25 protein-coding genes are annotated in these 22,760 nt (G+C 40.5%); 11 read left to right on the forward strand and 14 right to left on the reverse strand.

Annotation, left to right across the window (positions count from 1 at the left end; genetic code table 11):
• Positions 1 to 261: 261 nt before the first annotated feature.
• The 3 genes from DYI25_RS08260 to DYI25_RS08270 form a co-directional block, all read right to left on the reverse strand.
• Positions 262 to 819 carry a DUF1641 domain-containing protein gene (locus tag DYI25_RS08260; RefSeq protein ID WP_213367921.1) on the reverse strand — a complete coding sequence of 186 codons (558 nt, stop codon included), beginning with the start codon at positions 817 to 819 and terminating at the stop codon, positions 262 to 264.
• Complete coding sequence (fdhF, locus tag DYI25_RS08265; RefSeq protein ID WP_213367922.1) at positions 812 to 3,769, reverse strand: formate dehydrogenase subunit alpha; 2,958 nt, start codon at positions 3,767 to 3,769, stop codon at positions 812 to 814. Before fdhF (DYI25_RS08265) ends, DYI25_RS08260 begins: the two co-directional genes overlap by 8 nt.
• A 200-nt stretch (positions 3,770 to 3,969) precedes the next feature.
• Entirely contained in the window at positions 3,970 to 4,401 is a 432-nt protein-coding gene (locus tag DYI25_RS08270; protein WP_213367923.1) for a hypothetical protein, read from the reverse strand.
• Positions 4,402 to 4,582: 181 nt separating this feature from the next.
• Between DYI25_RS08270 and DYI25_RS08275 the strand changes: the two genes are divergently transcribed.
• The gene (locus DYI25_RS08275; protein ID WP_213367924.1) at positions 4,583 to 4,738 is read left to right on the forward strand and encodes a hypothetical protein; all 156 of its coding nucleotides are present in this window, start codon (positions 4,583 to 4,585) and stop codon (positions 4,736 to 4,738) included.
• A gap of 85 nt (positions 4,739 to 4,823) precedes the next feature.
• Here DYI25_RS08275 and DYI25_RS08280 read toward each other — a convergent pair whose 3' ends face one another.
• Positions 4,824 to 5,066, reverse strand: a complete 243-nt coding sequence (locus tag DYI25_RS08280; RefSeq protein WP_167832490.1) for a hypothetical protein — start codon at positions 5,064 to 5,066, stop codon at positions 4,824 to 4,826.
• A 262-nt stretch (positions 5,067 to 5,328) separates the two neighbouring features.
• Positions 5,329 to 5,517, reverse strand: a complete 189-nt coding sequence (locus DYI25_RS08285) for a hypothetical protein (protein ID WP_213367925.1) — start codon at positions 5,515 to 5,517, stop codon at positions 5,329 to 5,331.
• A gap of 330 nt (positions 5,518 to 5,847) precedes the next feature.
• Here DYI25_RS08285 and DYI25_RS08290 point away from each other — a divergent pair, with 330 nt between their 5' ends.
• Together DYI25_RS08290 and DYI25_RS08295 are read left to right on the forward strand one after the other, a co-directional pair.
• Entirely contained in the window at positions 5,848 to 6,096 is a 249-nt protein-coding gene (locus DYI25_RS08290) for a hypothetical protein (protein ID WP_213367926.1), read from the forward strand.
• Positions 6,097 to 6,239: 143 nt separating this feature from the next.
• A complete protein-coding gene (locus tag DYI25_RS08295; protein WP_342032511.1) occupies positions 6,240 to 6,614 on the forward strand; it encodes an energy-coupling factor transporter transmembrane component T in 375 nt (124 codons plus the stop codon).
• A gap of 42 nt (positions 6,615 to 6,656) precedes the next feature.
• On the opposite strand, the gene DYI25_RS08300 is transcribed toward DYI25_RS08295, so the two are convergent.
• From DYI25_RS08300 to DYI25_RS08315, 4 genes are all read right to left on the reverse strand, one after another.
• Positions 6,657 to 7,589, reverse strand: coding sequence for a c-type cytochrome (locus DYI25_RS08300; RefSeq protein ID WP_213367928.1), 933 nt, complete (start codon positions 7,587 to 7,589; stop codon positions 6,657 to 6,659).
• A 151-nt stretch (positions 7,590 to 7,740) separates the two neighbouring features.
• Positions 7,741 to 8,169 carry a ferritin-like domain-containing protein gene (locus DYI25_RS08305; protein ID WP_213367929.1) on the reverse strand — a complete coding sequence of 143 codons (429 nt, stop codon included), beginning with the start codon at positions 8,167 to 8,169 and terminating at the stop codon, positions 7,741 to 7,743.
• Positions 8,170 to 8,236: 67 nt separating this feature from the next.
• Entirely contained in the window at positions 8,237 to 8,836 is a 600-nt protein-coding gene (locus DYI25_RS08310; protein WP_213367930.1) for a class I SAM-dependent methyltransferase, read from the reverse strand.
• Between the two features lie 144 nt (positions 8,837 to 8,980).
• Positions 8,981 to 10,114 (reverse strand): zinc-dependent alcohol dehydrogenase, encoded by a 1,134-nt coding sequence (locus DYI25_RS08315; protein ID WP_213367931.1) that lies wholly within the window; start codon positions 10,112 to 10,114, stop codon positions 8,981 to 8,983.
• A gap of 145 nt (positions 10,115 to 10,259) precedes the next feature.
• Here DYI25_RS08315 and DYI25_RS08320 point away from each other — a divergent pair, with 145 nt between their 5' ends.
• A complete protein-coding gene (locus DYI25_RS08320; protein ID WP_213367932.1) occupies positions 10,260 to 10,460 on the forward strand; it encodes a hypothetical protein in 201 nt (66 codons plus the stop codon).
• A gap of 3 nt (positions 10,461 to 10,463) precedes the next feature.
• Positions 10,464 to 10,715, forward strand: coding sequence for a sigma-G-dependent sporulation-specific acid-soluble spore protein CsgA (locus tag DYI25_RS08325; RefSeq protein WP_213367933.1), 252 nt, complete (start codon positions 10,464 to 10,466; stop codon positions 10,713 to 10,715).
• 81 nt (positions 10,716 to 10,796) lie between these two features.
• Here DYI25_RS08325 and DYI25_RS08330 read toward each other — a convergent pair whose 3' ends face one another.
• Positions 10,797 to 11,657, reverse strand: a complete 861-nt coding sequence (locus DYI25_RS08330; protein WP_213367934.1) for a YihY/virulence factor BrkB family protein — start codon at positions 11,655 to 11,657, stop codon at positions 10,797 to 10,799.
• A gap of 250 nt (positions 11,658 to 11,907) precedes the next feature.
• On the opposite strand from DYI25_RS08330, the gene DYI25_RS08335 reads away from it, so the two are divergent.
• Positions 11,908 to 12,045 carry a hypothetical protein gene (locus DYI25_RS08335; RefSeq protein ID WP_213367935.1) on the forward strand — a complete coding sequence of 46 codons (138 nt, stop codon included), beginning with the start codon at positions 11,908 to 11,910 and terminating at the stop codon, positions 12,043 to 12,045.
• 174 nt (positions 12,046 to 12,219) lie between these two features.
• On the opposite strand, the gene DYI25_RS08340 is transcribed toward DYI25_RS08335, so the two are convergent.
• Positions 12,220 to 12,975 carry a TraR/DksA C4-type zinc finger protein gene (locus DYI25_RS08340; RefSeq protein ID WP_213367936.1) on the reverse strand — a complete coding sequence of 252 codons (756 nt, stop codon included), beginning with the start codon at positions 12,973 to 12,975 and terminating at the stop codon, positions 12,220 to 12,222.
• 152 nt (positions 12,976 to 13,127) lie between these two features.
• On the opposite strand from DYI25_RS08340, the gene DYI25_RS08345 reads away from it, so the two are divergent.
• A complete protein-coding gene (locus tag DYI25_RS08345; protein WP_213367937.1) occupies positions 13,128 to 13,907 on the forward strand; it encodes a hypothetical protein in 780 nt (259 codons plus the stop codon).
• Positions 13,908 to 13,947: 40 nt separating this feature from the next.
• Here DYI25_RS08345 and DYI25_RS08350 read toward each other — a convergent pair whose 3' ends face one another.
• The 3 genes from DYI25_RS08350 to DYI25_RS08365 all read right to left on the reverse strand — a co-directional run bounded on the left by DYI25_RS08350 (position 13,948) and on the right by DYI25_RS08365 (position 19,539).
• A complete protein-coding gene (locus DYI25_RS08350; protein WP_213367938.1) occupies positions 13,948 to 14,721 on the reverse strand; it encodes a 3D domain-containing protein in 774 nt (257 codons plus the stop codon).
• A 389-nt stretch (positions 14,722 to 15,110) separates the two neighbouring features.
• A complete protein-coding gene (fdhF, locus tag DYI25_RS08355) occupies positions 15,111 to 17,456 on the reverse strand; it encodes a formate dehydrogenase subunit alpha (RefSeq protein WP_342032487.1) in 2,346 nt (781 codons plus the stop codon).
• Positions 17,380 to 19,539: a PAS domain S-box protein gene (locus DYI25_RS08365; protein ID WP_213367941.1), complete on the reverse strand. Its 2,160-nt coding sequence runs from the start codon at positions 19,537 to 19,539 to the stop codon at positions 17,380 to 17,382. Before DYI25_RS08365 ends, fdhF (DYI25_RS08355) begins: the two co-directional genes overlap by 77 nt.
• Before the next feature lie 359 nt (positions 19,540 to 19,898).
• Between DYI25_RS08365 and yhfH the strand changes: the two genes are divergently transcribed.
• The 4 genes from yhfH to DYI25_RS08385 all read left to right on the forward strand — a co-directional run bounded on the left by yhfH (position 19,899) and on the right by DYI25_RS08385 (position 22,756).
• Positions 19,899 to 20,033: a protein YhfH gene (gene yhfH, locus DYI25_RS08370; protein ID WP_079509337.1), complete on the forward strand. Its 135-nt coding sequence runs from the start codon at positions 19,899 to 19,901 to the stop codon at positions 20,031 to 20,033.
• A gap of 847 nt (positions 20,034 to 20,880) precedes the next feature.
• Positions 20,881 to 21,057 carry a hypothetical protein gene (locus DYI25_RS08375; protein ID WP_213367942.1) on the forward strand — a complete coding sequence of 59 codons (177 nt, stop codon included), beginning with the start codon at positions 20,881 to 20,883 and terminating at the stop codon, positions 21,055 to 21,057.
• 76 nt (positions 21,058 to 21,133) lie between these two features.
• Positions 21,134 to 21,382 (forward strand): transcriptional regulator SplA domain-containing protein, encoded by a 249-nt coding sequence (locus tag DYI25_RS08380; RefSeq protein WP_213367943.1) that lies wholly within the window; start codon positions 21,134 to 21,136, stop codon positions 21,380 to 21,382.
• A gap of 342 nt (positions 21,383 to 21,724) precedes the next feature.
• The gene (locus tag DYI25_RS08385; protein WP_249745288.1) at positions 21,725 to 22,756 is read left to right on the forward strand and encodes a class I SAM-dependent methyltransferase; all 1,032 of its coding nucleotides are present in this window, start codon (positions 21,725 to 21,727) and stop codon (positions 22,754 to 22,756) included.
• The last annotated feature ends 4 nt before the right edge of the window (positions 22,757 to 22,760 follow it).

Genomic DNA, 22,760 nt, shown 5'->3' on the forward strand with positions numbered 1-22,760 from the left:
CAGGAATTTCATCAACCTTGCTCCTGATTCCTCTAAAATAAGCCAGGTTTATTTAACCTGGCTTCCCCGAACCCTTTATTTTGCTTCTGTCACACGTTCCGGGTGTGTATGAACATTCAGAGAATGATTTCTGATAAAGCCGATAGCCATCCTCTCTGATTGAAGTTTTACTTTGCAGTAATCTCCTTTTATCCAGAAAGCTGAATAATCAAACTTGAAAAAGCAGGCAACAAGCTAAATGCTTGCTGCCTGCCTATTAAGCTACTTATCCTCCAGCGTGCCATTCTGGCTTTGGTGGATATCCTGATTTTCCGGTAGCTGAGTAGTTCTTTCAAGCCCCTCTGTATCTTCACCCATTCCTTTAAGGAACTCAAAAAGCAAAGATAGCGCGCGGTTTATTTCCGGGTCTTTCAAAGAACGGACTATATCATAATATCCAAGTTTGTCCTCACCCTTGCTATCAGTATATTCTGATACTCTAGCAATACCAGAATTCAATTTCAACAGCAAAGGTTCAAGCTGCTGAACATTGATTGTACCGAGAACGCCAACCATCAGCAAAAGGTTCTTGATTGTATTGGTAGCTTCGGGCTTGTCTACTGCTTTTATAAGAACATTCAGGACCTTATCCCCTTCACTGAACAATCCGTCCAAAAGCGTCAGCACCCCGCGCTGATTCATATGCTTAAGGATGTCCATCGACTGTAAAATCGCTTCCTTGTTATCAAGCAAGGCGGTCTCGATTTCCTCCAGGTCCATTTTTCGTTTTTCTTCCTCTGTCAGCTGTATTCGCTTGATGTTAGTGACTGCTTTAGCCATGCTTGGTCCGCTCCTTCTTCACAGAATCTCCAGGAAAGTTATAATCTGGACGTGCCCATTTCTTCTCTACTTGGACGCCGATTTGCGGCTGTGGATTGCCATATCGGAAATTATTCCAGGGCAAAGGATTGACTCCTTCATATTGGAGTATTACCATTTTGGCCTTCGTCTCCTTATAAGCTGGAGTATCCGTGTTTTTATCACCATAGCTGCTTGTAAGGAGATTGATCGCAGCATCGCCCTTGTCATTCATAGGCAAATACACTTCCTTTCCTTGCACTCTGTCGGTAACAGTACACCTGACCTTCAAGTTGCCGTATGGCGATGTCAGCCTTACGAGTGTTCCATCCTTCAAGCCCCTTTCTTCCGCAAGCTCTGGTGAGACTTCAAGGAATGTTTCAGGAGTCTTCGAGGTGATTCCTTCTGACTTATAAGTTAGGTTCCCTTCATGGAAATGCTCAAGCAAACGGCCATTATTGACATGGATATCATATTCCTCTCCATATTGAATCGGAATCGACCATTTTACCGGGTAAAGACGTGCTTTACCATCCGGGAAAGGAAAACCATCTAAATACAATACGGGGCTGTCCGTTCCATCCGGATTTACTGGCCATTGAAGGCTATTGTACCCCTCCAGGCGTTCATAAGTAACTCCGGAGTAGATTGGCATAAGACTTGCTGCCTCTGCCATGATTTCACCAGGATTTTCATAAGTCCAGCCTGCTCCGAGGCGGTTAGCAACTTCAATCAGGATTTGCCAATCTGGTTTAGATTCACCCACTGGATCGAACACCTGATACAAACGTTGAATTCTGCGCTCCGTATTTGTGAATGTTCCTTCCTTTTCAAAGCTAGGACTCGCTGGCAGGACTACATCCGCAAACTGCGCTGTACGTGAGAAAAACACATCCTGGACCACAAAGAAGTCCAATTTTTCATAAGCAGCATGAACGTGGTTGATATTTGAATCAACTAACCCCATCTCTTCCCCTTTGATATAAAGGGCTTTTAGGGATTCGTCATGCATTCCTTCGATCATGTCATGGTTATTGATTCCAGGCTCTTCAGGCAGCCTTGTTCCCCATGCTTGCTCGAATTTTTGCCGAGCTTCATCATCGGTCACCTTCTGATATCCAGGGAGTGAGTCTGGACTGCTGCCAAAATCCCCAGCCCCTTGAACATTGTTATGACCCCGAAGCGGATATGCTCCTGTTCCAGGACGGCCATAGTTTCCGGTAATCAGTAATAGATTGGAAATTGCCGTACTAGTGTCACTTCCTCCAAGATGCTGTGTTACTCCCATTGCCCACAGCGCACAAACGTTTTTTGCATCATGGATGCTTTCAGCTATTTCCATAAGGATTTCTTTTGAAAGTCCGGTAGTTTTTTCTGCATATTCGAGTGTGAACCCTTCCAAACTCTTCACATACTCAGAAAGTCCGTTGACTTTATCATTCAGGAACTCCTCATCTGCCCAGCCCTGATCGATAATATACTTTGTTACTGCAGAAATCCAGACGAGATCACTGCCTGCCATAGGTCGTATAAACAAGTCAGCACGGTCAGCCATTTCATGTTTACGCAAATCAGCAACAATGACCTTTTGCCCATTCAGCTTTTGGGCCCGTTTTACTCTTGTTGCCAGGACAGGATGAGCCTCTGCTGTATTGGATCCAACGATGATGACCAAATCAGCCATCGCGATATCTGTGATTGATCCTGCATCCCCTCCATGGCCAACTGTCCTGAACAACCCTACAGTAGCTGGCGTTTGGCAATACCTTGAGCAATTATCAATATTATTCGTTCCAATTACCGACCTTGCCAGTTTTTGCATCAGGTATGATTCTTCATTAGTACATTTCGACGATGTTATGAACCCAAGAGAATCGGGACCATACTCATTCTTGATATCTTTGAATTTCCTGGAGAGCAGATTAAGCGCCTCATCCCATTCTGCTTCTCTAAAGCTGTCTCCTTCACGAATCAACGGCTTTGTCAGGCGCTCTTCGCTGTTAACGAAATCCCATCCGAATTTACCTTTTACACATGTAGAAATTCCGTTGGCTGGCGCCTCAACCTGTGGCTCGACCTTCAGGATTTCGCGGCCCTTCGTCCATACATCAAAACTGCAGCCCACTCCGCAGTATGTGCAAACAGTCTTTGTTTTCTTGATTCTTGATTCACGCATTGCAGCTTCCATATCGGATATAGCCAGTATGGAACCGTAACCGGTTTCGACATTCTTGGTAATATCAATCATTGGCCTCAAAGTTTCTTTGGCGATTCCTGTCAAAAAGCCGGCTTGGCCTTCCATTCCTTTTTCCATCATCGCGTTACACGGGCACACCGTTGAACAATGACCACAAGAAACACAAGATGATTCATTGATTGGTACATCATTGTCCCAAATGACACGTGGACGGTCCCGTTCCCAATCGATTCTCAGCGTTTCGGTTACCTGTACATCCTGACAGGCTTCAACACATCTACCGCACAAAATGCATTGATCAGGATCATATCGGTAAAAAGGGTTTGATTCATCTTTTTCATATGGCTTTTGATCAAACGGGATGCTCTGGTGATTTATTTTCATTTCCTTTACTGTGTTATGTACCTCACACATCCCGTTATTGTAGTCACAGACTGTACAGTACAGTTCATGATTAAATAGGATCTTGTCCATCGCCATTGTTTGTGCCTTCTTAACATCTGGAGCCACTGTGTCAATGGTATCCGCGTCGTTCATGACCGTCGAGCAAGACCTGACCATTTCTCCATTCACTTCGACAATACAAGTATCACACGTCTCGATTGGTCCAAGGCTTGGATGATAGCATATACTAGGCACTTCAATCGAACTATCTGAAAGGTATTGAAGGATTGTTTGATTTTCTTCGGCCGTCACTTCGGCCCCGTTGATTGTCACATTAATTTTTCCAGACAAAGCCTCATCTTCCTTTCTGTTCTATCAAGAAATCGCTCCCTTTCTCACTACCCAATCCACGAACGACTTTAACCACTTTTCAAAGAGTTTTGGGAAAAAGGAATAAAGACCTTCTGATTCCCAAATAATATTTCTCTTCCACAAGAACAAAAATAAAAGCCCTACCTGGATTAGATCAGGTAAGGCTTTGTTATCAGAGACTATAGAAAGCGGCAGGCATCGTTCCCAGCTTCATCAGAGGAAAGAATATACAGAGACTTTCCTCTGTTGGATTTTTCTTTAGAAAAACCCAGTCTCTCTAAGTCATCGTAATCACCATTCAAGATGATTGCTGAAGCGAAAAGCAATGCCTGCAGATGGAATAGAGAAACATCAATAATATCTGTCAGGGAATCGCCAGGAATGACATCCGCCAGTACAGCCACCCTGCCACGAATCCCAAGTCTTTCATAGACATATTCGATACTATCGGCCATGGTGTCGGAAATCGATGCAGCAGTACCAATGATGTCATTCCAATTTTCATCAAAAACATAAGCATGCCAGGAAGATTGTTTTGAGGCATTTAGAAACTCGATTTTAAGAAATTGCTTGTCTTGATCGAAGTGATAAACTGATTTCAGAACATCCATAGCTTCCCTCCATTAGTGAAGTAGGAATAGTTTCCCACAGCAAGGCAAAGTTAATGAATTAGTTTTGCATGATTTAAATTTGTTAGTAAATACTTACAACGAAGTTACTCGAAGCATGATTTTTTTTGATAAGGGAAATAAGTAATAAACAAATATCAATAGGTGTAAGGAGGACAATAAAATGGAGCCAAATCAAAATAATCTTAAAAATCGAAATGAGGAAAATGAACAGCAGCACAGCATGGTATGCAATGATCAATTATTTTTTCAGGAATTAAGGATAGCAGCTGAAGAAGCAGAACGCGAACGCATTGATACAGATCAAAGAAAGGCATAATAAAAGAGAAAGGCAATTCTGCCTTTCTCCCCATTACTTCATTAACTACTGATTATTTCACCTTTCGAAATTCACGAAAAGCAGCTTAACTAATGAACCGGTCTCTTTCCGCGGCATCTTCTTCTCGTTGTGCTTCTCGTTCTTCATACCAAAATTTAATATGGGTAAGGATCGAGAAAACAAGGAAAAAGTTCATCGACCAGACACTGACAAACGGGGCCATTCCTCCAAACTCAATCGTCTCGTACTGTTTTAAAACCATAACAATATATGACTCAATGAAAACAAGGACAAAGCCGGCTACACCTGCAATTGCCATACGCATCATAATCAATAACCACCTTATTGTATTATCAGATTATTTAAATAATACGACTAATTATTGATTAGCGCAACTATTTTGTTCATTATTTTGCCACATTTACGCATTGACAATTTGGCATAGTTCTTTTTATCCATGGCTCTCTCTTATACTTTGTTGCTTTCTCAACTATTGATTGCATTCCTTGTTTGTCCTCGAAAAGAGTCCCGATACCTATATTAAAATTGGTACAAGAGTTCGAAAAACAACAATCGATGCGAAAACAACCTTATCTATTCAACTTCTTTTGCTTTTGCATGATCTCATATGATTTTTCAATAATATCTGTTAATACATCGCCTTTGTATATTCTGCCGACTTTCGTATTTTCCTGATAGTATTCTACAATTTCATCAAGCTTGTCAGATGTATCCTTGGAGACTCTAACGTTCAATTGAATTCTCTGGGTTTCATTCATGGATTCGGCTACCCTCCAAATACTTCCACTTCTTTATAAAAACAAAAACCTATCATATTGCTAGCAGTTTGATATTATGTAGATATATGTCGCTAAGCATACTGCAACGTCCTCTATTTTAACATATTCCATCATCTTGCAACACTAAGTTATATTAATACTCGGTTTTCCCTAAAGTCTTACAGGGTAATTTATATCGAGATTTGTTTTTTGTAATTGTTCAAGGTTTTTGTTCGATACTGGCACTTGGACAAATTAAGGTTTGAATCTCATCAACACTGATGCCCCATTAAATTATGATAGTTTATTAAAACGACATGGAGATTTTCTATGAAGCTTTCAAAATGGTCGTACACAAAGAGATATAATATCAAAGCACAATTTGACGTTTTTCCAAACTCAGTCGTCATATTCCGTCAAATCAAAGATTATTATTTTGTCTATACTGTTAATTGGTCATTCAGTGACCCGGTTGTTTCGAAAACCGTGCTGGAGGAAATGGAGCGGCTGTTGAATAAAGAGCTCGACACTCTCGAAAGCTACAGTCGGAGAAAGTTTTTCAAGAATGAGTCCGAATGACTTAAATTTTTTAATTTAGCCATTTACAATTCAGACTATTTACATTAAGTTGATTTTGGAAACAACAACTGCATAGATTTTTGCACTAGGAAGCCTTTGGCTGAGATGAACTTTGTTCTGCCCCTTATTACCCGATCTGGATAATACCAGCGAAGATTGCTTATTCCATCATGGCAGGTTATCAATTTCTCCCCTTGATAAAAGATGAATTCGAGATTATCAGAAGTGCCCATCGAATAAGAGGTGCGGGAAGAACAATAACTCTTCTGGATAAACTTAAGCAAATAAAGAATTATGCGATTCCTTTACTGGCAAGCGGAATCATGAAAGCAGAAAGAACAGCTGTTGCAATGGAGTCAAAAGGTTTCACAGGAGATAGGAATAGAGAGTTTCATAAAGTCATAACCGTATCAAAAAAGGGTTGGATACTGTTTTGCTTACTAGTCAGCATAGTTCTCGTAAGTGCTTTTACTTCACACAAGCTTGGATACCCGGCATTGTATATGGGTGAACGCTAAATAAAAACCAGCACCTGATAAAAACAGGCGCTGGGTTTACATTTATTTTTTGATTGTTAGCATTGCTTCCCAATCGATTGTACCATTTTTGACTTGCTCACGTTTTTCCTTATTCATGATGTCTGCCGGTCTCCCGCCTTTTGGCCAGTCGCCTTCATGCCCTTTAAATTCAGGACGGTCATGTGAAAGAATATAAGCTGCCAAATCGATTGCTTGCTGGTCGGATAAAGTTCCACCCTGAGCTTTAGGCATGTTCTTTTGAACGTATCCCGCCATTTTCGTCAATCTTGACATACCTGCACCGTCATTAAAAGAATTTTCTCCCCAAACTGCAGGTCCTGTGTTTGTTCCAGTACCAGAACCATCTGCTGCGTGGCAGCTCGCGCAAGATTGAGCGTAAAGCTTTTCACCATCCTCAACGCTAGGAACAGGATATTGCTTAGGCTCTTTAGGCGCTCTCCAAGACAGCTCTGCACCAGCCGGAACGCCTTCTGACATGTATTGCAAGTACGCGATCATAGCGCGCATTTCTTTACTGTCAGTTGGGAACATTTTTCCGTTCATACTTCGAATCATACACCCATTAATCCGGTCTTCAAGGGTATAGACCTCACCTTCCCGAGGCCTGTATTCTGGATAGACGGCAGAAAGTCCAATCATTGGTGCTTCATCTTTCACTGTGCCTCCATTAGCGTGGCAGCTTGCACATGAAAGATTATTGCCAACGTACTCATCGGCTACTGTATTTGTTTCCATGACTAGCTCATGGCCATATTTAATACTTTCCCCAAGAGGACCATCAGGTACGTCCTCCATGCTTGGCGGATTGAATTCAATTTCTTTGCTGGCACTCTCTGTTTGCGGCTGAGGCGCAGTTGCTGTTTCAACTGCTCCCAGGTCCTGGCTTATTTTCCAGCCAACGAATAATGAACCGAAGATTAAAAACCCAATAATTATCGCAAGACTGTTTTTCATAACATTTTCCTCCTTATGTAATTTCTTCAAATCTGCTAATCACTTTCTCTATACCTATTCTAGTATAGGTAACTCCACTATTTTTACCTTAAATATGTAGAAATAGTGAAAACTATAAGAATAGGAAAAAGGAGCTGGATTTCTCCAGCTCCTACTTTTCTTTTCCTAAATAATACAGGAACCACACAGCGTGGTTTTGTTCATCATAGGCTGCACGCCTGAAAATTTCCTTTATGACCTGATCTGCAGCTTCATCTGCCACTTCATGATAAAAATCAGTTGTTTTTTGTTCATCTTTGAAGGATGATTCAAGTCCTTCAATATACGTTTCCCCACATTCTTCAACCATCTGCGGGCGTGGCTGCTTTCCTGTTAAAGTTGTATAAATTTGTGAAAACTGCCGAAGATGCTTTTTTTCATCATTAAGTATTTCGTTGATCTGCTCCCGCTGTTCAGTATTCGGTGCCATACCTGCAAGCTTTGCATAGCATTGTGTGGCACTGTATTCGCCATTTATAGCTTTAATTAGGTCATTAACAAGCTTTTGGTTCTGTCTGTAATGGTCATAATATGGATACATGTCAAACCTCCCCAAACTATTTTGTATTAGTCTATGGGAGAGGAGAAAAGGGTGTTCTCGGTTCCGCTTATTTTGGATTAAGCCCCTCATATTCAACAAAAATACCCTTTAAATACTTCTTTTCTATTACCACTTTGATTCCGGATTCCTTCATGTAGCGACCTGTATCCCGGTTTAAATGACAGCCATCACACAGCCGTTTCCACGCGGGAGTCAGGACATCCTGCATGGCCGCAAGGGATTTCGACTCAGTTCTTACATGCTCGAAAAGGACAATTTTCCCGCCTTTTTTACATACTCTTCTCATTTCTTGAAAAACCTTTTGCGGCTCACTTACGGAACAAAGAACAAGCGTGGCCACAACAGTATCAAATTCTCCATCCTTGAATGGAAGTGTCTCTGCCCTTCCCTGATAGAACTCGACCGGCAGTTCGACTTCTTTCGCCCTGCGTTTTGCCTGATCAATCATATAGGGATTTGGTTCCAATGTAACCACCCGTTTCACCATTTCATTAGCATAATAAGGAAAATTCGCTCCTGTACCTGCACCAATTTCAAGAACATTCCCTTCTAGTCCAGAAACTATCTTTTTCCTGATCCGCGCTATCCACCTTTTCTCAAGAGGTCCCATGACCGTATCATATAAAACAGCAAACCATTTCCCCAAAATCAATACTCCTATCTGTTACGTTTTTCACCATTATAATAGAAAGGCCCTGCAGAAGCTATTGCTTAAGTCAGGACCTTTTTTATGGCAACACAGATTACCTGCTGCCTATTATTCGATTTTGGTTATTCAATCCTAAGTATGTTAGGGTTTTAAAACTACCTTGATACAATCATTTTTTCGGTCATTGAACATCTCATACCCTTTTGCTGCATCTTCAAGCGGAATTTTATGGGTGATGATATCAGTTGGGTCGAATTCACCGTTTGTGACCATTTCGAATAGTTGTGGCATATAGTGAATAACCGGAGCCTGTCCCATTTTCATGGTGATATTTCGTTCGAAGAATCGGCCAAGCGGGAACATATTGTACCTTAATCCATACACCCCGGTAATTTGTACGGTTCCGAATTTTCTTACAGCTGTATGGGCAATTTCCAGGGCGGAAAGCGTTCCTCCCTGCAGCTTCAGTTTCTGTTCCACTTTTTCCACAACAGACTTCTTTCCATCCATTCCTACACAATCTATTACCACATCCGCACCGCCGTCAGTCAAGTCTTGCAGGAATTTCCCTGGATCATCTTCCTGTGTAAAATCAAAAATTTCTACCTTATTGGTATTTTTAGCATGCATCAGCCTGTAGTCGAGGTGATCGACAGCGATGACTCGTTTTGCCCCTTTCATCCAGGCGAATTTTTGCGTCATCAATCCAATCGGCCCGCTCCCAAGAACAATTACTGTATCTCCCTTTTTTACCCCTGCGTGCTCTACACTCCACCATGCAGTTGGGATGACATCCGACAGGAATAATAGCGATTCATCTTCTAGCTCACATGATTCAGGTACGACAAATGACGTGAAATCAGCATATGGCACCTTTAAATATTCTGCCTGTCCACCAGGGTGGTTGCCATATTGTTCGGTGTACCCAAAATAACCCCCTGTATCCTTGTATTCATTCGTGTTATCACATTGGCTTTCCATCTGATTCTGGCAGTAAAAACATTCACCACATGAAACATTGAAAGGAATGACCACACGATCTCCTTTTTTTAAATTCTTAACGCCGGGACCTGCTTCTTCAACAATGCCCATTGGTTCATGTCCGATGATGTAGCCAGGTCTTAGTGGCATGTTGCCCTGATAAAGATGGAGATCGGACCCGCAAATAGCCGTAGAGGTGATTTTTATGATCATATCCTGTTCATGTTCTATTTTTGGTGCTTCTACATTTTTTACTTGTACGTCTTTAGAACCTTGATAAGTAACTGCTTTCATAAATTCGCCACCCCATTCCAATTAAGTACATTTTATGTTTCCCTCCAAGTCGTCAGAGAAAACACTTATGGAAGCTTTCCTATAATTTGCTTTGTACATAAATTACCCTTCAATAATGCAAGTTATAAAATGGAGGTGTTGAAAAATGGAGCCTAAACAGCCAGGAAATAAAAACCTTCCTGATTTCAAGGAAATGACAGACCGAGTTATCGCTGAACCGGCTAATGGACCCCAGCTGGTCATTAAAACAAATTTGGATCCGAGTGATGCAACCGATGATAATCCTTATTTCAAAAATGATCAAATTACTGATTCTGAACAATTCAAAGAATATTTCGAGGAGTAGACAATGGAAAAAACACAGGCTTACCTACGCGAAATCATTTCCAATTACACGGAAACCTATCCTCTTAGCAAGAAGATCTATGATCGCTTAGAACAAGGTGATTATCCAACTGAGGGGGACTTTGTCAGGGACCTAACCGCTGAAGAAATAGAATTTTTGAATAAAATTCTCCCTGACGCGATTGAATACGCAAAAAATGAATTAGACGAAACAAGAGCACAGCAATTAAATGAAGTATATGAATTGCTTTATTGAACATTGGAAGGGATAGCCCCTTCCACTCTCAAAAAAAAATCTATAAAAATAAACAAAAAAACAGCAGTAAATCTGCTGTTTTTAACTATTTACTGAAGCTGCATGCTCTTCGACGGGCTCTTCACCCATCTTATCCTTGTGGTATATTGCATTGATTTCTCCTCCAAGAACAAGGGCAAGTCCGGTCAGGAACAACCAGAGCATCAAGACGATGACACCACCGATGCTTCCATAGGTAGCTGAATAGTTTCCGAAATTGCTAACGTAAAAAGAAAATCCCAGGGAAATCAGCTGCCAGACTACTGTCGCGAAAACCGCACCTGGTATTACGTGCTTGAATGGATAATGTTTATTTGGAGCTACTCGATATAAACCTGCCAAAACTGCTGCCATAACAACAATCGCTACAACCCATCTTACAATGTTGAAAACAATATCAAATGGCTCTGGAATTTGGATGATTGATTGGACTGTATCCAATATGACTCTTCCGAATACTGGCAAGAGGAGTGCCACAACAAATGCCAAGATCAGCCCGAATGTCAGCATAATAGATACAAGTCTTGCCTTAATGAAAGATCTCGTTTCCTTTACATCAAACGCAATATTCATCGCTCTAATAAAAGCGTTCATGCCACTCGACGCTGACCATATCGTACCTATGATACCAAAGGTTAGTAGTCCGCCGTTTCGTTCACTTACCAATTTGACAACATTATCCCTTAATAATTCAGCTGATTGTGAGGGCAATAATTTATTTACAACATTTATCGCCTTCTGCGGATCGATATTTAAGTATGGGACAATTGCTATCAACAGAATCAGCAATGGAAACAACGAAAGCATATAATAATACGCCTGTTGAGCAGCCAATCCCGTTGCCCGGTCTTTTTTCAGCTCCCCTAGCAGGCTTTTTGCATAGTACTTAAGCTTCTCTTTCAATTATGACTCACCTCTCATTGACATTTAAGTATGCTTGTCTTTTCCCCGTCATGTGAGGTTTTAATCATGACAAAAAATCCTATATATAATGCAAAGAAAAAAAGCGCCAGCCCCGACAAGCGCTGCCCGCCTTTTAGCGCCACGTCCTCCCAAAAGCTACCGCTTTCGGTCGTGCGATGAATCGCTTCGAAGCCTTCCTTGTCCTGTGGCTGGCGGGGCTAGCACATCGTGTGCCACGGAGGGCCGGCCGGTGACGTCGTTCTTCGACTTCATTGGGCGGACCGAAATCGAAAAGTATAGCCGACTGACCAGAAACGCAGAAACTGGAGACTCCGACAAAGAAGCGCTTTTTGCTTCTCCCGCGGAGTTGAAGTTTCGAAGTTTCTAGGAGGCGACACTAGACAAGCGTCTCGAGGAGTTTGGAGCCCGCAGCTAGACAAGCAACTAGAGGGGCTAGACGCTAGAGCTAGATTAAGTAAACTACATGTAGTTATCCACAACTAAATAGATTTTATAATTTCCTAAAAGACAAAAAAGACCATCGCTGGTCTTTTTCACAAATCTACTTATCGTCATCTACATATGGGTCATGTTCGTAAGCAGGAAGGTCGCCAAAGGTTGTCATAATTCCCTCTTCATCCAGCTCGTTTTCGTATTTCTCATGTTGCTTATTTGGGTAAACGGTAACTTCCTTGCCGGTAATATCGTTTCCAACAAAATTCTCAAAATCCTCAACATAGCCTACATTTTCTTCTGACTCAATATAAGTGTCGTTATAGTGATCCTTGGGCGTCATAAAATCAGATGGAGTTTCTGACGTTCCCCAGCTAGAAACCTCTTGCCAGGAATCTTCTGCGTCATAGGCGACATTTTCATCCTTGTTGTCCAAATCAAATTTTCCAAAAGGCGGCATGAGCACCCCTTCTTCTATAGGTCGGTTATGGGAAACAGTCCGTTCTGGCGTATGTTCAATACAAAATGTCGTTTCTGGTACAGCCTGAAGACGCTCATATGGAATTTCACGCTCGCAAACCTCGCACTTTCCATATGTTCCTTTTTCAATGGCCTGAATGGCTTTATCTATACTCTGGATTTGATATTCTACATGATCGTTCAGTGCAATATCTTTCTCCCTTTCATATAACTCAGTTCCTTCATCCCCTGGATGGTTATCATAGCTCGAAAGCTCGCCAGTTGACTCGTGAGCATGTCCACTTGTTAAATCAAAATGGTCATTCGCGTCCAGGTGGGACTCCAAGTTTTTTTTATTTTTGAGAAGCTCTGCCTTGAATGCCGACAGCTGCCCTTTTGTTAGCATATCAGCTGCTCCTTTCTTTAGTGCAGTTTTCATTAGCTTGCTGCAATCTTCCCGATTTAATAAAAGGTAATAAGTGTTATCTTTCCCGCAAGTACCATTATTGCAACAGAAGTCATAGTATATATGACAACTTACAATCAGGAGTGATGCCTATGCCTTTATTTGTAAACGGATTTGTTTCACCACAGATTTTTAGCAATAACGATGATATAGCTGAACAGAGCAACCAGGAGGAATTCCGACTCAATTATTTACAAGAAATCCTTAATGAGCAGCAAAAGCTCAATGGTGAATTGACAAGTAGTGTAACAAAATTCGATCGTACCCTGGAGCATAACAGGCAAGAACAATATACTCAATTTCAAGAGATGGTTTCATTTTTGGCGAAGCAGGAGAATTTTTCAGAAAGGGTCATGGAAAACATCTCTGAACAGAAAGAATCCACAACTGAAATCGATGATAAACTGATTAAACTCGAAGAAATGCACGAACAATTTTCTAAGGCTCTTTTGAATCGGGAGCTGACCAGCGAGGCGGTTTTAAATCAGCTTGCCCATCAGCAATCAATGATTCAGGACTTGAACCGAAAGCTTCTCGAATACGAAGATGTCACTAAAGCTCTGGTTATACAGGCTCAAAAGCAGGAAGAACTGCAGGATATGCTAGCAAAACATGCGGATTTGCAAGGTATCTTCCATGAAACAATTATGGAACGACTCGGAAAACAGGATGCCGTTGGTGAAACAATTTCCGATCAACTTGGCGAAATCAAGACCTCTTTATCGACAAAAGCTAACGCGATCCTTGAAAAAGTCGAAGAACAGACCTCCAAATTCACACAGTTTTTCTTAAGTCTTATCATGCCCAATATCACTCAAAAGAAAATTATCAAAGGAAAAACGTTTAAGACAAAAACAAAACAGGAAAAATAAAAAAGCATTGGCAAATGCCAACGCTTTTCTAAATTATATTTTAGTCCAAAATGGTAACTTTAACTTGCTTTCTTCCCCATTGAAGGGCACCGCTTTGAGTAGGGATAAAGACATCAATGCGGTTTCCTTTAATGGCTCCGCCAATATCTTCGGCAGTGGCATAGCCATAGCCTTCAACATATACTTTAGATCCAAGAGGAATAACAGTTGGATCAACAGCAATTACTTTTGCATTTGGGTTTGCTTTCAGGTTTACACCTGTCTTTGTGATTCCAGAGCATCCTGTGCAATTTGCTGTATAAGCTGTCGCTTCAACGGTAATCTGGTTTGTAGCAGCTGCTGGCTTTGTTGCAGCTGGTTGTGCAGTTACCTGATTTGCAGGTGCTGCTGCGGGCGTTGCTACCGGAGTTGCAGCCGGCTCGGCAGACTTCGTGTTCTCGACCTTCATATCAGCTGGCATATTTGTATATACAGCGAGTCTCATTCCTGGATGAATAAGGTCAGAAGATAATTTATTCCAATCTTTAAGATCATTCACTGTTACGTCATAAGCCTTGGCAATACTCCAAAGTGTATCACCTTTTCTAACTTGGGCATATTTAATAGGAGATACTTCTAGTAAATCATTCGGATGAATTACATCACTCGTTAAGTTATTCCATTTTTTTAGTGAATCTACTGTTACGCCGTATTCCTTAGAAATACCCCAAAGTGTATCCCCCTTATGTACGACGATTTCTTCTGCCTGTGCTTGTGTACCGGCAGCTCCAGAAATTGCCGCTGCTGCAACCAAAGATAATAATGACTTTTTCATTTGTTTGCCTCCCATCGGCTAATTTTTATCACGTGAATTATCGTAACATAGAATTTCGGTACAAAAAGAACAAGCACATTTAAATTGGATTACGAGAATAACAGAATTATAACGAGAACATGTCATATTTACAGAATATTCTGTTTATATAATACTTTCGTAGGAATAATTTCTAGGTGATTTGAAAATTATTCTATATTTTTCTTGTAGAACCATATCTTTCTTCAATAAACTGATTTCTGTTTTAATAAAATAAATGCTTTACATGACATTAAACTTTAGTTCAGTGAAAAATAAGAATAGAGATGATTTTAAGAACATAGCCTTATACGATTAACCAAAATAAAAAAGCTAAAATCCCACGCAGGAGATCTTAGCTTTTTAGCTTATTATGCGATTGTTTCGATTTTAACTGCACATGCTTTAAATTCTGCTGTACCAGAAATAGGGTCATATTCATTCAGGGTAAGGACATTAGTTGGAACCTCGGACCAATGGAAACTCATGAAAACGAGGCCTGGAACTACCTGTTCTGTTATTTTTGCTTTTACTTCAAGAGTCCCTCGCCGTGAACTCACCCTTACGAGATCTCCATCATTAATTTGAAGGCGCAGTGCATCTTCGGGATGAATATCCACGGTCTCCTCTGTTTGTTTAATTTTCACTCCTGCTGCATAGTGCCGCGTCTGTGTATGAGTATTGTACGACTCATACCTCCGGCCAGTCGTCAGGGTGAAAGGAAAATGTTCATCCGACTGTTCAAGCGGTGGTGTGAATTCAACTGGTACGAAACTGGAGCGCTTTTCGTTTTCTTTTTCATCATGGAACCTTTCGTGAAGCACTTTCGTGCCAGGATGAGCTTCGTCTGGACATGGGTAGTGGATTCCATATTCTTTTTCAAGACGTGCATATGATATGCCGCCATACATCTCCCAGACAAGTTCTCTCACTTCATTCCAAATCTCTTCGCTTGAACTATAAACCATCGGATAGCCCATCCTCGCAGAGAGTTCACATAATATCTCCCAATCTTCTTTCACTCCTGGATGTGCACTGACCGCAGTACGTACACGCTGTACTCTCCTGTCTGTATTCGTGTATGTCCCGTCAACTTCGCCCCATGACTTAGCCGGCAGCACAACATCAGCCATCTCAGCTGTCTCCGTCATAAAAATATCCTGGACAATTAGTAAATCTAGTTTTTCTAATAAGCTTCTGGTATGGTTCATATGGACATCTGCAACTAGCGGATTCTCCCCTATGCAATATAATGCTTTGATTTCACCAGTTTCGATTTTATCAAAGGTCCTCGTCTGGGTGTCACCGACTTTTTTGCTGATTTCTATATTCCATTTTTTTTCGAAGCGTGCTCGGTACTCGTCGTCCAATAAGCTTACAGCACCGGTAAGCTGGTTCGGCAAACAGCCCATATCCCCAGCACCCTGGACATTATTCTGGCCCCTTAAAGGCATGATTCCGGAGCCACGCTTTCCAATCTGACCACTCAGCAATGCAAGGTTTGCGATATCGAACACATTGTTTACTCCACAGTGATGCTCTGTAATACCGAGTGTGTAGGCGATCATAGCTTTGTTGGAATTTGCATACAGGCGAGCAACCTCTATAATATCTTCTGCCGCCAAGCCTGTGATTTCAGCTGAATATTCGGGTGTGTAGCGTTCAACCTTCGACAGCAACACATCAAAATCTTCAGTGTGCCTGCCAATGAATCCTTCATCATACAGTTTTTCTGTAATAATAACCCTGATCATTGCGTTGATCAGCGCAATATCTGTACCGACGTTAATTTGCAGATGTTTATGAGCAGACTTGACCATATCAATTCTTCTAGGGTCAATGACGATTATCTTAAGACCACCCTTAGCAGCTTTTTTCATTCTATTTCCAATGATCGGATGGGCTTCTGTTGTATTGGAGCCCATTAATAAAAGTACTTCTGCCTCATCTATATCTTCTACTGTATTCGTTGGGAAACCGCTTCCAAAAACAGTCGCCAGACCGGCGACACTAGGAGCGTGTCAGGTTCGGTTACAGCCATCAATATTATTGCTACCTATAGCAGTCCTCATAAATTTCTGGGTTATATAGTTTGATTCATTGGTTGTGCGGGCACATGCGAACATTGAAACCGATTCTGGACCAAAGTCATTTTTTAAATCAGACAATCGGCTTGCGATGAAACCATATGCTTCCTCCCATGTAGCCTTTACCAGCTCTCCTGCTTTCCTGATCATAGGTGTATTCAATCTTTTCGGCGCATGGACATATTGATAGGCAAAAGCACCTTTTACACATGTTTGCCCTTTATTTACAGGTGCTTCTTTATCTCCCCTGATTTTCACAATCTTATTATCTTCTACTTCTAATATCAAACCGCAACCTGTACCACAATAACCACAGACCGTCTTTACATGGCTAATCGTTGACATAGCTTCCCCCTCCGGCAATTTTACATAAGTACTACCTTTACTTCCATAGTAGTCTAAATCTTCAAAGCGATGTAGAGAAACCAAAAGTATTTTTTGACATATTTCCAACATTTTTTCAACAAATTCTGATTTTGAAAGTCTGGAGTGGTTGCTGGAGTTCAAAAAAAAATAAGGCAGGATCAACTCCTGCCTCATTCCAGACTTTCTATTATGCTGTTTTTGCTGGGAGCATAATTTTGAATGTTGTACCTTTGTTCTGCTCGCTTTCAATATAAACCTTGCCATTGTGACTTTCAATAATCTTGAAGCTGACCATCAGGCCGAGTCCATTTCCATTTTTCTTGGTCGTATAAAAAGGTTCACCAATTTTTTCTAGAGTTTCCGGAGGAATTCCTACACCTGTATCCTTGATGGAAATGACGACATTGTCATCCTGTATTTCTGTTCTCACTTTTAAATCCCCACCATCAGGCATTGCTTCAATTCCGTTTTTAATAAAATTCAAGAATACTTGCTTCAGACGGTTCTCATCACATTCAATCTGGATGATTTCCTCTGTAGCATCGAAATCCAGTTTGACATTCCTTTTTCTAGCTTCAAATTTCAACATTGAAACTACATTTTGGACGATCGGAATGATATTCTGTTCCTCAAGCTCAACAGCCTTTGGTTTGGCAAGAACCATGAACTCTTCAACAATATTATTGACACGGTCAATTTCGTCAAGAATGATTTCGATAAACTCCTGACGTTGTGGTTCTGTTTCGTCAAGCTGCAGGAATTCAGCATATCCTTTCATTGATGTGAGTGGATTTCTGATTTCATGGGCAACACCAGCAGCGAGCTGGCCAACGGCAGCAAGCTTATCCTGGCGGTGCAGCATTTCCTCGGATTTTTTCTTCTCTGTGATATCGTTACGTATGGCAAGGTACTGATATGGCTTACCATTTTCGTTCAAAAAAGGAACGATGGTAGTAGCCACCCAGTAAAAAGAACCATCCTTCGCCCTGTTTCGGATATCCCCTTTCCAAACCTGGCCAGACCCAATGGTTTTCCAAAGATTTTTAAAGAATTCCTTGGAATGCAATCCGGAATTCAAAATGTTGTGGTCGTTACCGATTAATTCTTCCCTGCTGTATTTAGAGATTTCACAGAATTTATCATTAACACTTTTGATGATCCCCTTCTCGTCAGTAAAAGCCACGATGGAAGATTGGTCAAGGGCAAAATTAATATCACTAATCTCTTTCAATGTTTCCTCTAGGCTTGCCTCCGCCTGCTTTCTTTGAGTTATATCAGAACGGATCGAAACATATTGATATGGCCTGCCTTTACTATTCAGGAATGGAACAATCGTGGTATCAACCCAATAATAAGAACCATCTTTCTTCTTATTCCGGATTTCCCCCTTCCAAACCTCTCCAGAACCAATCGTTTTCCACATATCTTTGAAAAATTCCTTTTTATGAAGGTCTGAATTCAATATCGAGTGATTTTGACCTAACAGTTCAGCTTCACTATATCCGGAAATCTCTATAAATTTTTCATTTACATATGTGATATTCCCTTTAGGATCCGTAATCGCCACAATGGCTGATGTATTAAGTGCATCCGTAATATCTTTCAAATTCGTATCTGTAACTGCCAGCCTTTTGCTGATCAACGCACTTGAACCAATCAAACCAGCAAGGATAAGTACCGAGATAAAAACAATAAGATAACCGATCAAAGACTCTGGAATCTCGGTCTGCTGGACAAAACCGTTGCTCATGCTGATTGAAGATGCTCTTGTTAAAAGAAAATGACCTTCAACAATTGCAGCAGTCACGAAAAGAGCGCTTAGCGGCTTAATCCAGCCATGGTTTCCTTGAGTAAAACTTTTCGTAAAGAAAAGCATCCAAAAAGAAAAGTAAAATGACCCGAATACAAGAGCAAGTGCAATCAGTAAAATGAAAGGCTGATAACTAAAATCGAACTTCATTGAGTACATTCCCAGGATATGGACAACTAGAATTGCAAGCATCATGAATAAACTTCCAGCAAGCATATTGATTTTTTTCACCGACTTGCCAGTCATTGCATAGAACGCCATTGCCGTAAAAGAAATAACCAAAATAATTGATAAAATAGTTATTGGAATTCGATAAGACACAGTGCCATTGAGATTCATTGCGAGCATTCCAAAGAAATTCATAACCCAAATCCCTATTCCAAGTGAAAATGCCCCGCCCAAAAACAGGAATCGCTTATTCCGATCAGAAGTTTTTATAAGACTGAATAAATCAAGTGCTGTATAAGATGACATGACTGTCAATAAAATAGCTACTATGAGTAAAATTGGATTGAAGGATAATTCCGGATTATCCATTTAGGCATCATTCCCCATTTAAAGTTTCATTTCGATTGTATGTTAAAACGGAAAAGAATAAAAGGGTTTATTAAATATAATGTAATAACTTTGTCACTTTTATCTATTGACAATTGAAATTTATGGGAATCCGATTCACCTTTGTGGTTGACTTTTCTACAAACAGCCTCACGAACTCATAATCTCTGAATCACATATACCCTCACTACTTATTGACTAATACCCCAAATAGATCATATGAACAAAAACCTATTTTTTAATTTTTTCAAAAAAAGGCTACACAAATTTTCTATTTATGTTTATACTGTACTATAACAGGTTAAGTAAAATATAAATTGTACTATAAAAGGAGGAGTTTTATCATGATGAGTCCGGTTGAATTTTTTCGTAACTTACCAAAGAAGGTGTGCCCTGAATGTGGTGAAGGGATGCATGAACAAGCAGAGTCCTATTTGATGGAATGCGATCGCTGTTTATCGAAAAAAGAGGAATAATGTGAAAAGGCACCTTTTAAAGGTGCCTTTTTATCTAATAAAGAAAAAAAACTTACATAGAAAAAGAAGCTCATTTGCGAGCTTCTTTTTTAACATCTTAGGAGACCCAACCAGCATCAGCCCAAAACATTTTGGAACTATTGAGTTGTATGATCCTCTTACTATAGCCGATGTGTGTTTGTTCCGCATTAAAGTGTCTTACATAAAAAGGTTTACCTTTTTTATGACGACCCTTTACAAACACATTTTTCGGTATAATCACCGAGAGACTCATTATTCCCTTTAGTAATCGTTTAGCACTTTACTTCATTTTTATCATGCATCCCGACTTACCAATCCAGTTGGATGGCAAGCTGCCTTCAAGGATATGTTCTCCTAATGACTGTTTCACCTGAATGTTGTTGAATTCCTTTGAAGCTGGTACCTTTCCAAGTATCGATTGATACTCTGTTGGTTAAAAGCTTCTTTCCAGCGTACCAGTAAAGAATAGGCTGGACTATCGCTTCTTCCCTTTTGAAATGAACCATTTGGGAGGACAACATCATTCTGGTTTAACTTGTGTTCAGATTCAAAATCCCTGCGGCTGGTGATACTGATTTTGTGAAGAGAAGGTAACAACACTTTAGGAATAAACCTTTTTTCGTTCACTACGGAACGAACACAATTGGTTGAGCCTCCTAAGATGTTAATGACTTTCTTTCTACACTTTTATTATACCACCTTATCCACATGTAAACCCTTACATTTGTGACAAATTAATGTCTTTTCCAATATTTATGACACGGGTTAAATTACCCGTATATCCTATATCTCAATACAAAAACTACTCTTATCAGGGGGTGAGACTATGGACATTAATAAAGATAAAGATGATTTAAAAAGGGACAAGGATTTACTCAAATCAACTTACACACCAAATCAACGATATGTGCCAGGAGGATCAGTTGATGAGCACAGAGATTTCGAAGCAGGAAATATTATTCTTACAGGGGATGAAATAAAACAGCAGAATGAAAATTTATGATGGGAGGGTGTCTCCTATAACTACATCCAAGCGTAAACAGCTGATGATAGAAACTTAACGAAAAGAGGTATTCCACTTGGATTTAATCGATCCGAAAAATTTAAAATTTGGTGATGAAGTGTTCGTTATATACCGGAACCCTCATGTACCTTCTGTTTCAAACATAAGAGCTGGTGAAATAGTTCCGCATCCAAAAGATCCTAATGAATTTGCCTTGTTCCTGAACGAAACCTTACATGTAATTGAAGACGATGATGCTCTATTTGCTACACAAGATGCAGCAGAACAAGCTTATTTTGAAGCGATGGACCCATATAACTCTTAGTCACCCCCTTCCTATCCAAGGTTTTAACAGTATTTAAAGGGGTAAAAATAGAAATGCAAGCCAATTTCTATAAGGAGGGATGAAGATGAAAGTTTTATCAGCATCTTCTAAGCTCGTCATTGGCTCTGCACTTGAAGGAGGATTTGTCCATCTAAAGAAAGGCATCCTTACCCCCAACAAAGTGATACGACGTGGAAAGCTTTAAATTGGCAAATCCTCTTTCTCTACAAGCACATCCATCCAGGGGTGTGCTTTTCTTTTTGGAATTTTTAGAAAATTAAAGGGTTTTCTTATCATTAAACGAATTTAATTAACCAATAAAAATGTGTGGGGTGAATCAAATTGCTTCAATTAGAAATGGAACCTGCCTTGGAACCTAATGAAACCCGATTGCAACCTTCTTACAGAATGGACCTCAGAAATTATTCAGAAAAGGAATACAATAAGTTTGTAAAATTGAATACTGTGAATGATTGGAGCCAGCTAAGCTGGAAAGATGTAGGAAGACCATACGAGGTAACTTCCTTTGCGCAGGAAAAGAAGGACTGGGAAGAAGTCAATCATCAAAGTCTTCCGGCGAACATTTCCTGGCAGATGTTCAACAAATCGTTCCACGAATGGTTCGTCAAGGATGTTCCTGCTGAAATGGACAAATCTAAACAAAATTTCATGAAGAGCCTTAAGAATTTCAAGCTCACAGAAACAAAGTCTGCGTTAGGTGAAATGATTAGGATACACCTATGGAACTACGCTCACAGGATTGAGGACGGCATTTGGGACCCGAGGGGCAAACGTGCTTTGTTCGAAGGTCTTGATTTAATCAAGCCAAGAATCCTTTTTCTTGGAGCAGCTGAGGGCTATGAAGCAATGCAATTAAGTTCAATGTATCCAGGCGGTGACATAGTCTTTGTGGATTACGATCCTTTCTGCAAGGATACAAGGTTTGCGGATTTCCCTGACACTTATCCATTTCTGGGAGTCAATCCGTCAACAGGAGGCAACAAAGTCTACCATAAAAGTGATTTTGAGACTGAATACATGGTTGAAGATATTCGCAAGCTCCCTTTTGGGCGGGAATTTGATATCGTCCTTAGCGTCGGATTACTAGAGCACTTCCCGGATTCTTTAAAAAGCGAAGTCGTTGATTGGCATTCGAGGTTCCTAAAACCAGGTGGATATATCATAATGACAACACCCAGGGCTCAGTTAAAATCCAAACTGTATTATGAAATAATGGCCGATGTCATGAACCATACATACAGGGAACTGATGACAGTCGAGCAGATGGGCCTTTATTTATACGAAAATGGTTTGGACATTTTAAGACATGGTTATATCAAAGTCCATAACGGCATCGTAGCACGGCCTAGATAAGCTC

Source organism: Mesobacillus boroniphilus (genome assembly GCF_018424685.1).
Lineage (GTDB): Bacteria > Bacillota > Bacilli > Bacillales > Cytobacillaceae > Mesobacillus > Mesobacillus boroniphilus_A.

Bases quoted from the DNA above. Each gene is read 5' to 3' on its own strand.
- DYI25_RS08345 (WP_213367937.1), top strand. From the start codon at position 13,128: ATGCCTTTATTTGTAAACGGATTTGTTTCACCACAGATTTTTAGCAAT.
- DYI25_RS08325 (WP_213367933.1), top strand. From the start codon at position 10,464: ATGGAAAAAACACAGGCTTACCTACGCGAAATCATTTCCAATTACACG.
- DYI25_RS08340 (WP_213367936.1), bottom strand. From the start codon at position 12,975: ATGCTAACAAAAGGGCAGCTGTCGGCATTCAAGGCAGAGCTTCTCAAA.
- DYI25_RS08305 (WP_213367929.1), bottom strand. From the start codon at position 8,169: ATGTATCCATATTATGACCATTACAGACAGAACCAAAAGCTTGTTAAT.
- DYI25_RS08315 (WP_213367931.1), bottom strand. From the start codon at position 10,114: ATGAAAGCAGTTACTTATCAAGGTTCTAAAGACGTACAAGTAAAAAAT.
- DYI25_RS08275 (WP_213367924.1), top strand. From the start codon at position 4,583: ATGGAGCCAAATCAAAATAATCTTAAAAATCGAAATGAGGAAAATGAA.
- DYI25_RS08290 (WP_213367926.1), top strand. From the start codon at position 5,848: ATGAAGCTTTCAAAATGGTCGTACACAAAGAGATATAATATCAAAGCA.
- DYI25_RS08260 (WP_213367921.1), bottom strand. From the start codon at position 819: ATGGCTAAAGCAGTCACTAACATCAAGCGAATACAGCTGACAGAGGAA.
- DYI25_RS08270 (WP_213367923.1), bottom strand. From the start codon at position 4,401: ATGGATGTTCTGAAATCAGTTTATCACTTCGATCAAGACAAGCAATTT.
- DYI25_RS08365 (WP_213367941.1), bottom strand. From the start codon at position 19,539: ATGGATAATCCGGAATTATCCTTCAATCCAATTTTACTCATAGTAGCT.
- DYI25_RS08320 (WP_213367932.1), top strand. From the start codon at position 10,260: ATGGAGCCTAAACAGCCAGGAAATAAAAACCTTCCTGATTTCAAGGAA.
- DYI25_RS08285 (WP_213367925.1), bottom strand. From the start codon at position 5,517: ATGAATGAAACCCAGAGAATTCAATTGAACGTTAGAGTCTCCAAGGAT.
- DYI25_RS08280 (WP_167832490.1), bottom strand. From the start codon at position 5,066: ATGATGCGTATGGCAATTGCAGGTGTAGCCGGCTTTGTCCTTGTTTTC.
- DYI25_RS08375 (WP_213367942.1), top strand. From the start codon at position 20,881: ATGGACATTAATAAAGATAAAGATGATTTAAAAAGGGACAAGGATTTA.
- DYI25_RS08300 (WP_213367928.1), bottom strand. From the start codon at position 7,589: ATGAAAAACAGTCTTGCGATAATTATTGGGTTTTTAATCTTCGGTTCA.
- DYI25_RS08350 (WP_213367938.1), bottom strand. From the start codon at position 14,721: ATGAAAAAGTCATTATTATCTTTGGTTGCAGCAGCGGCAATTTCTGGA.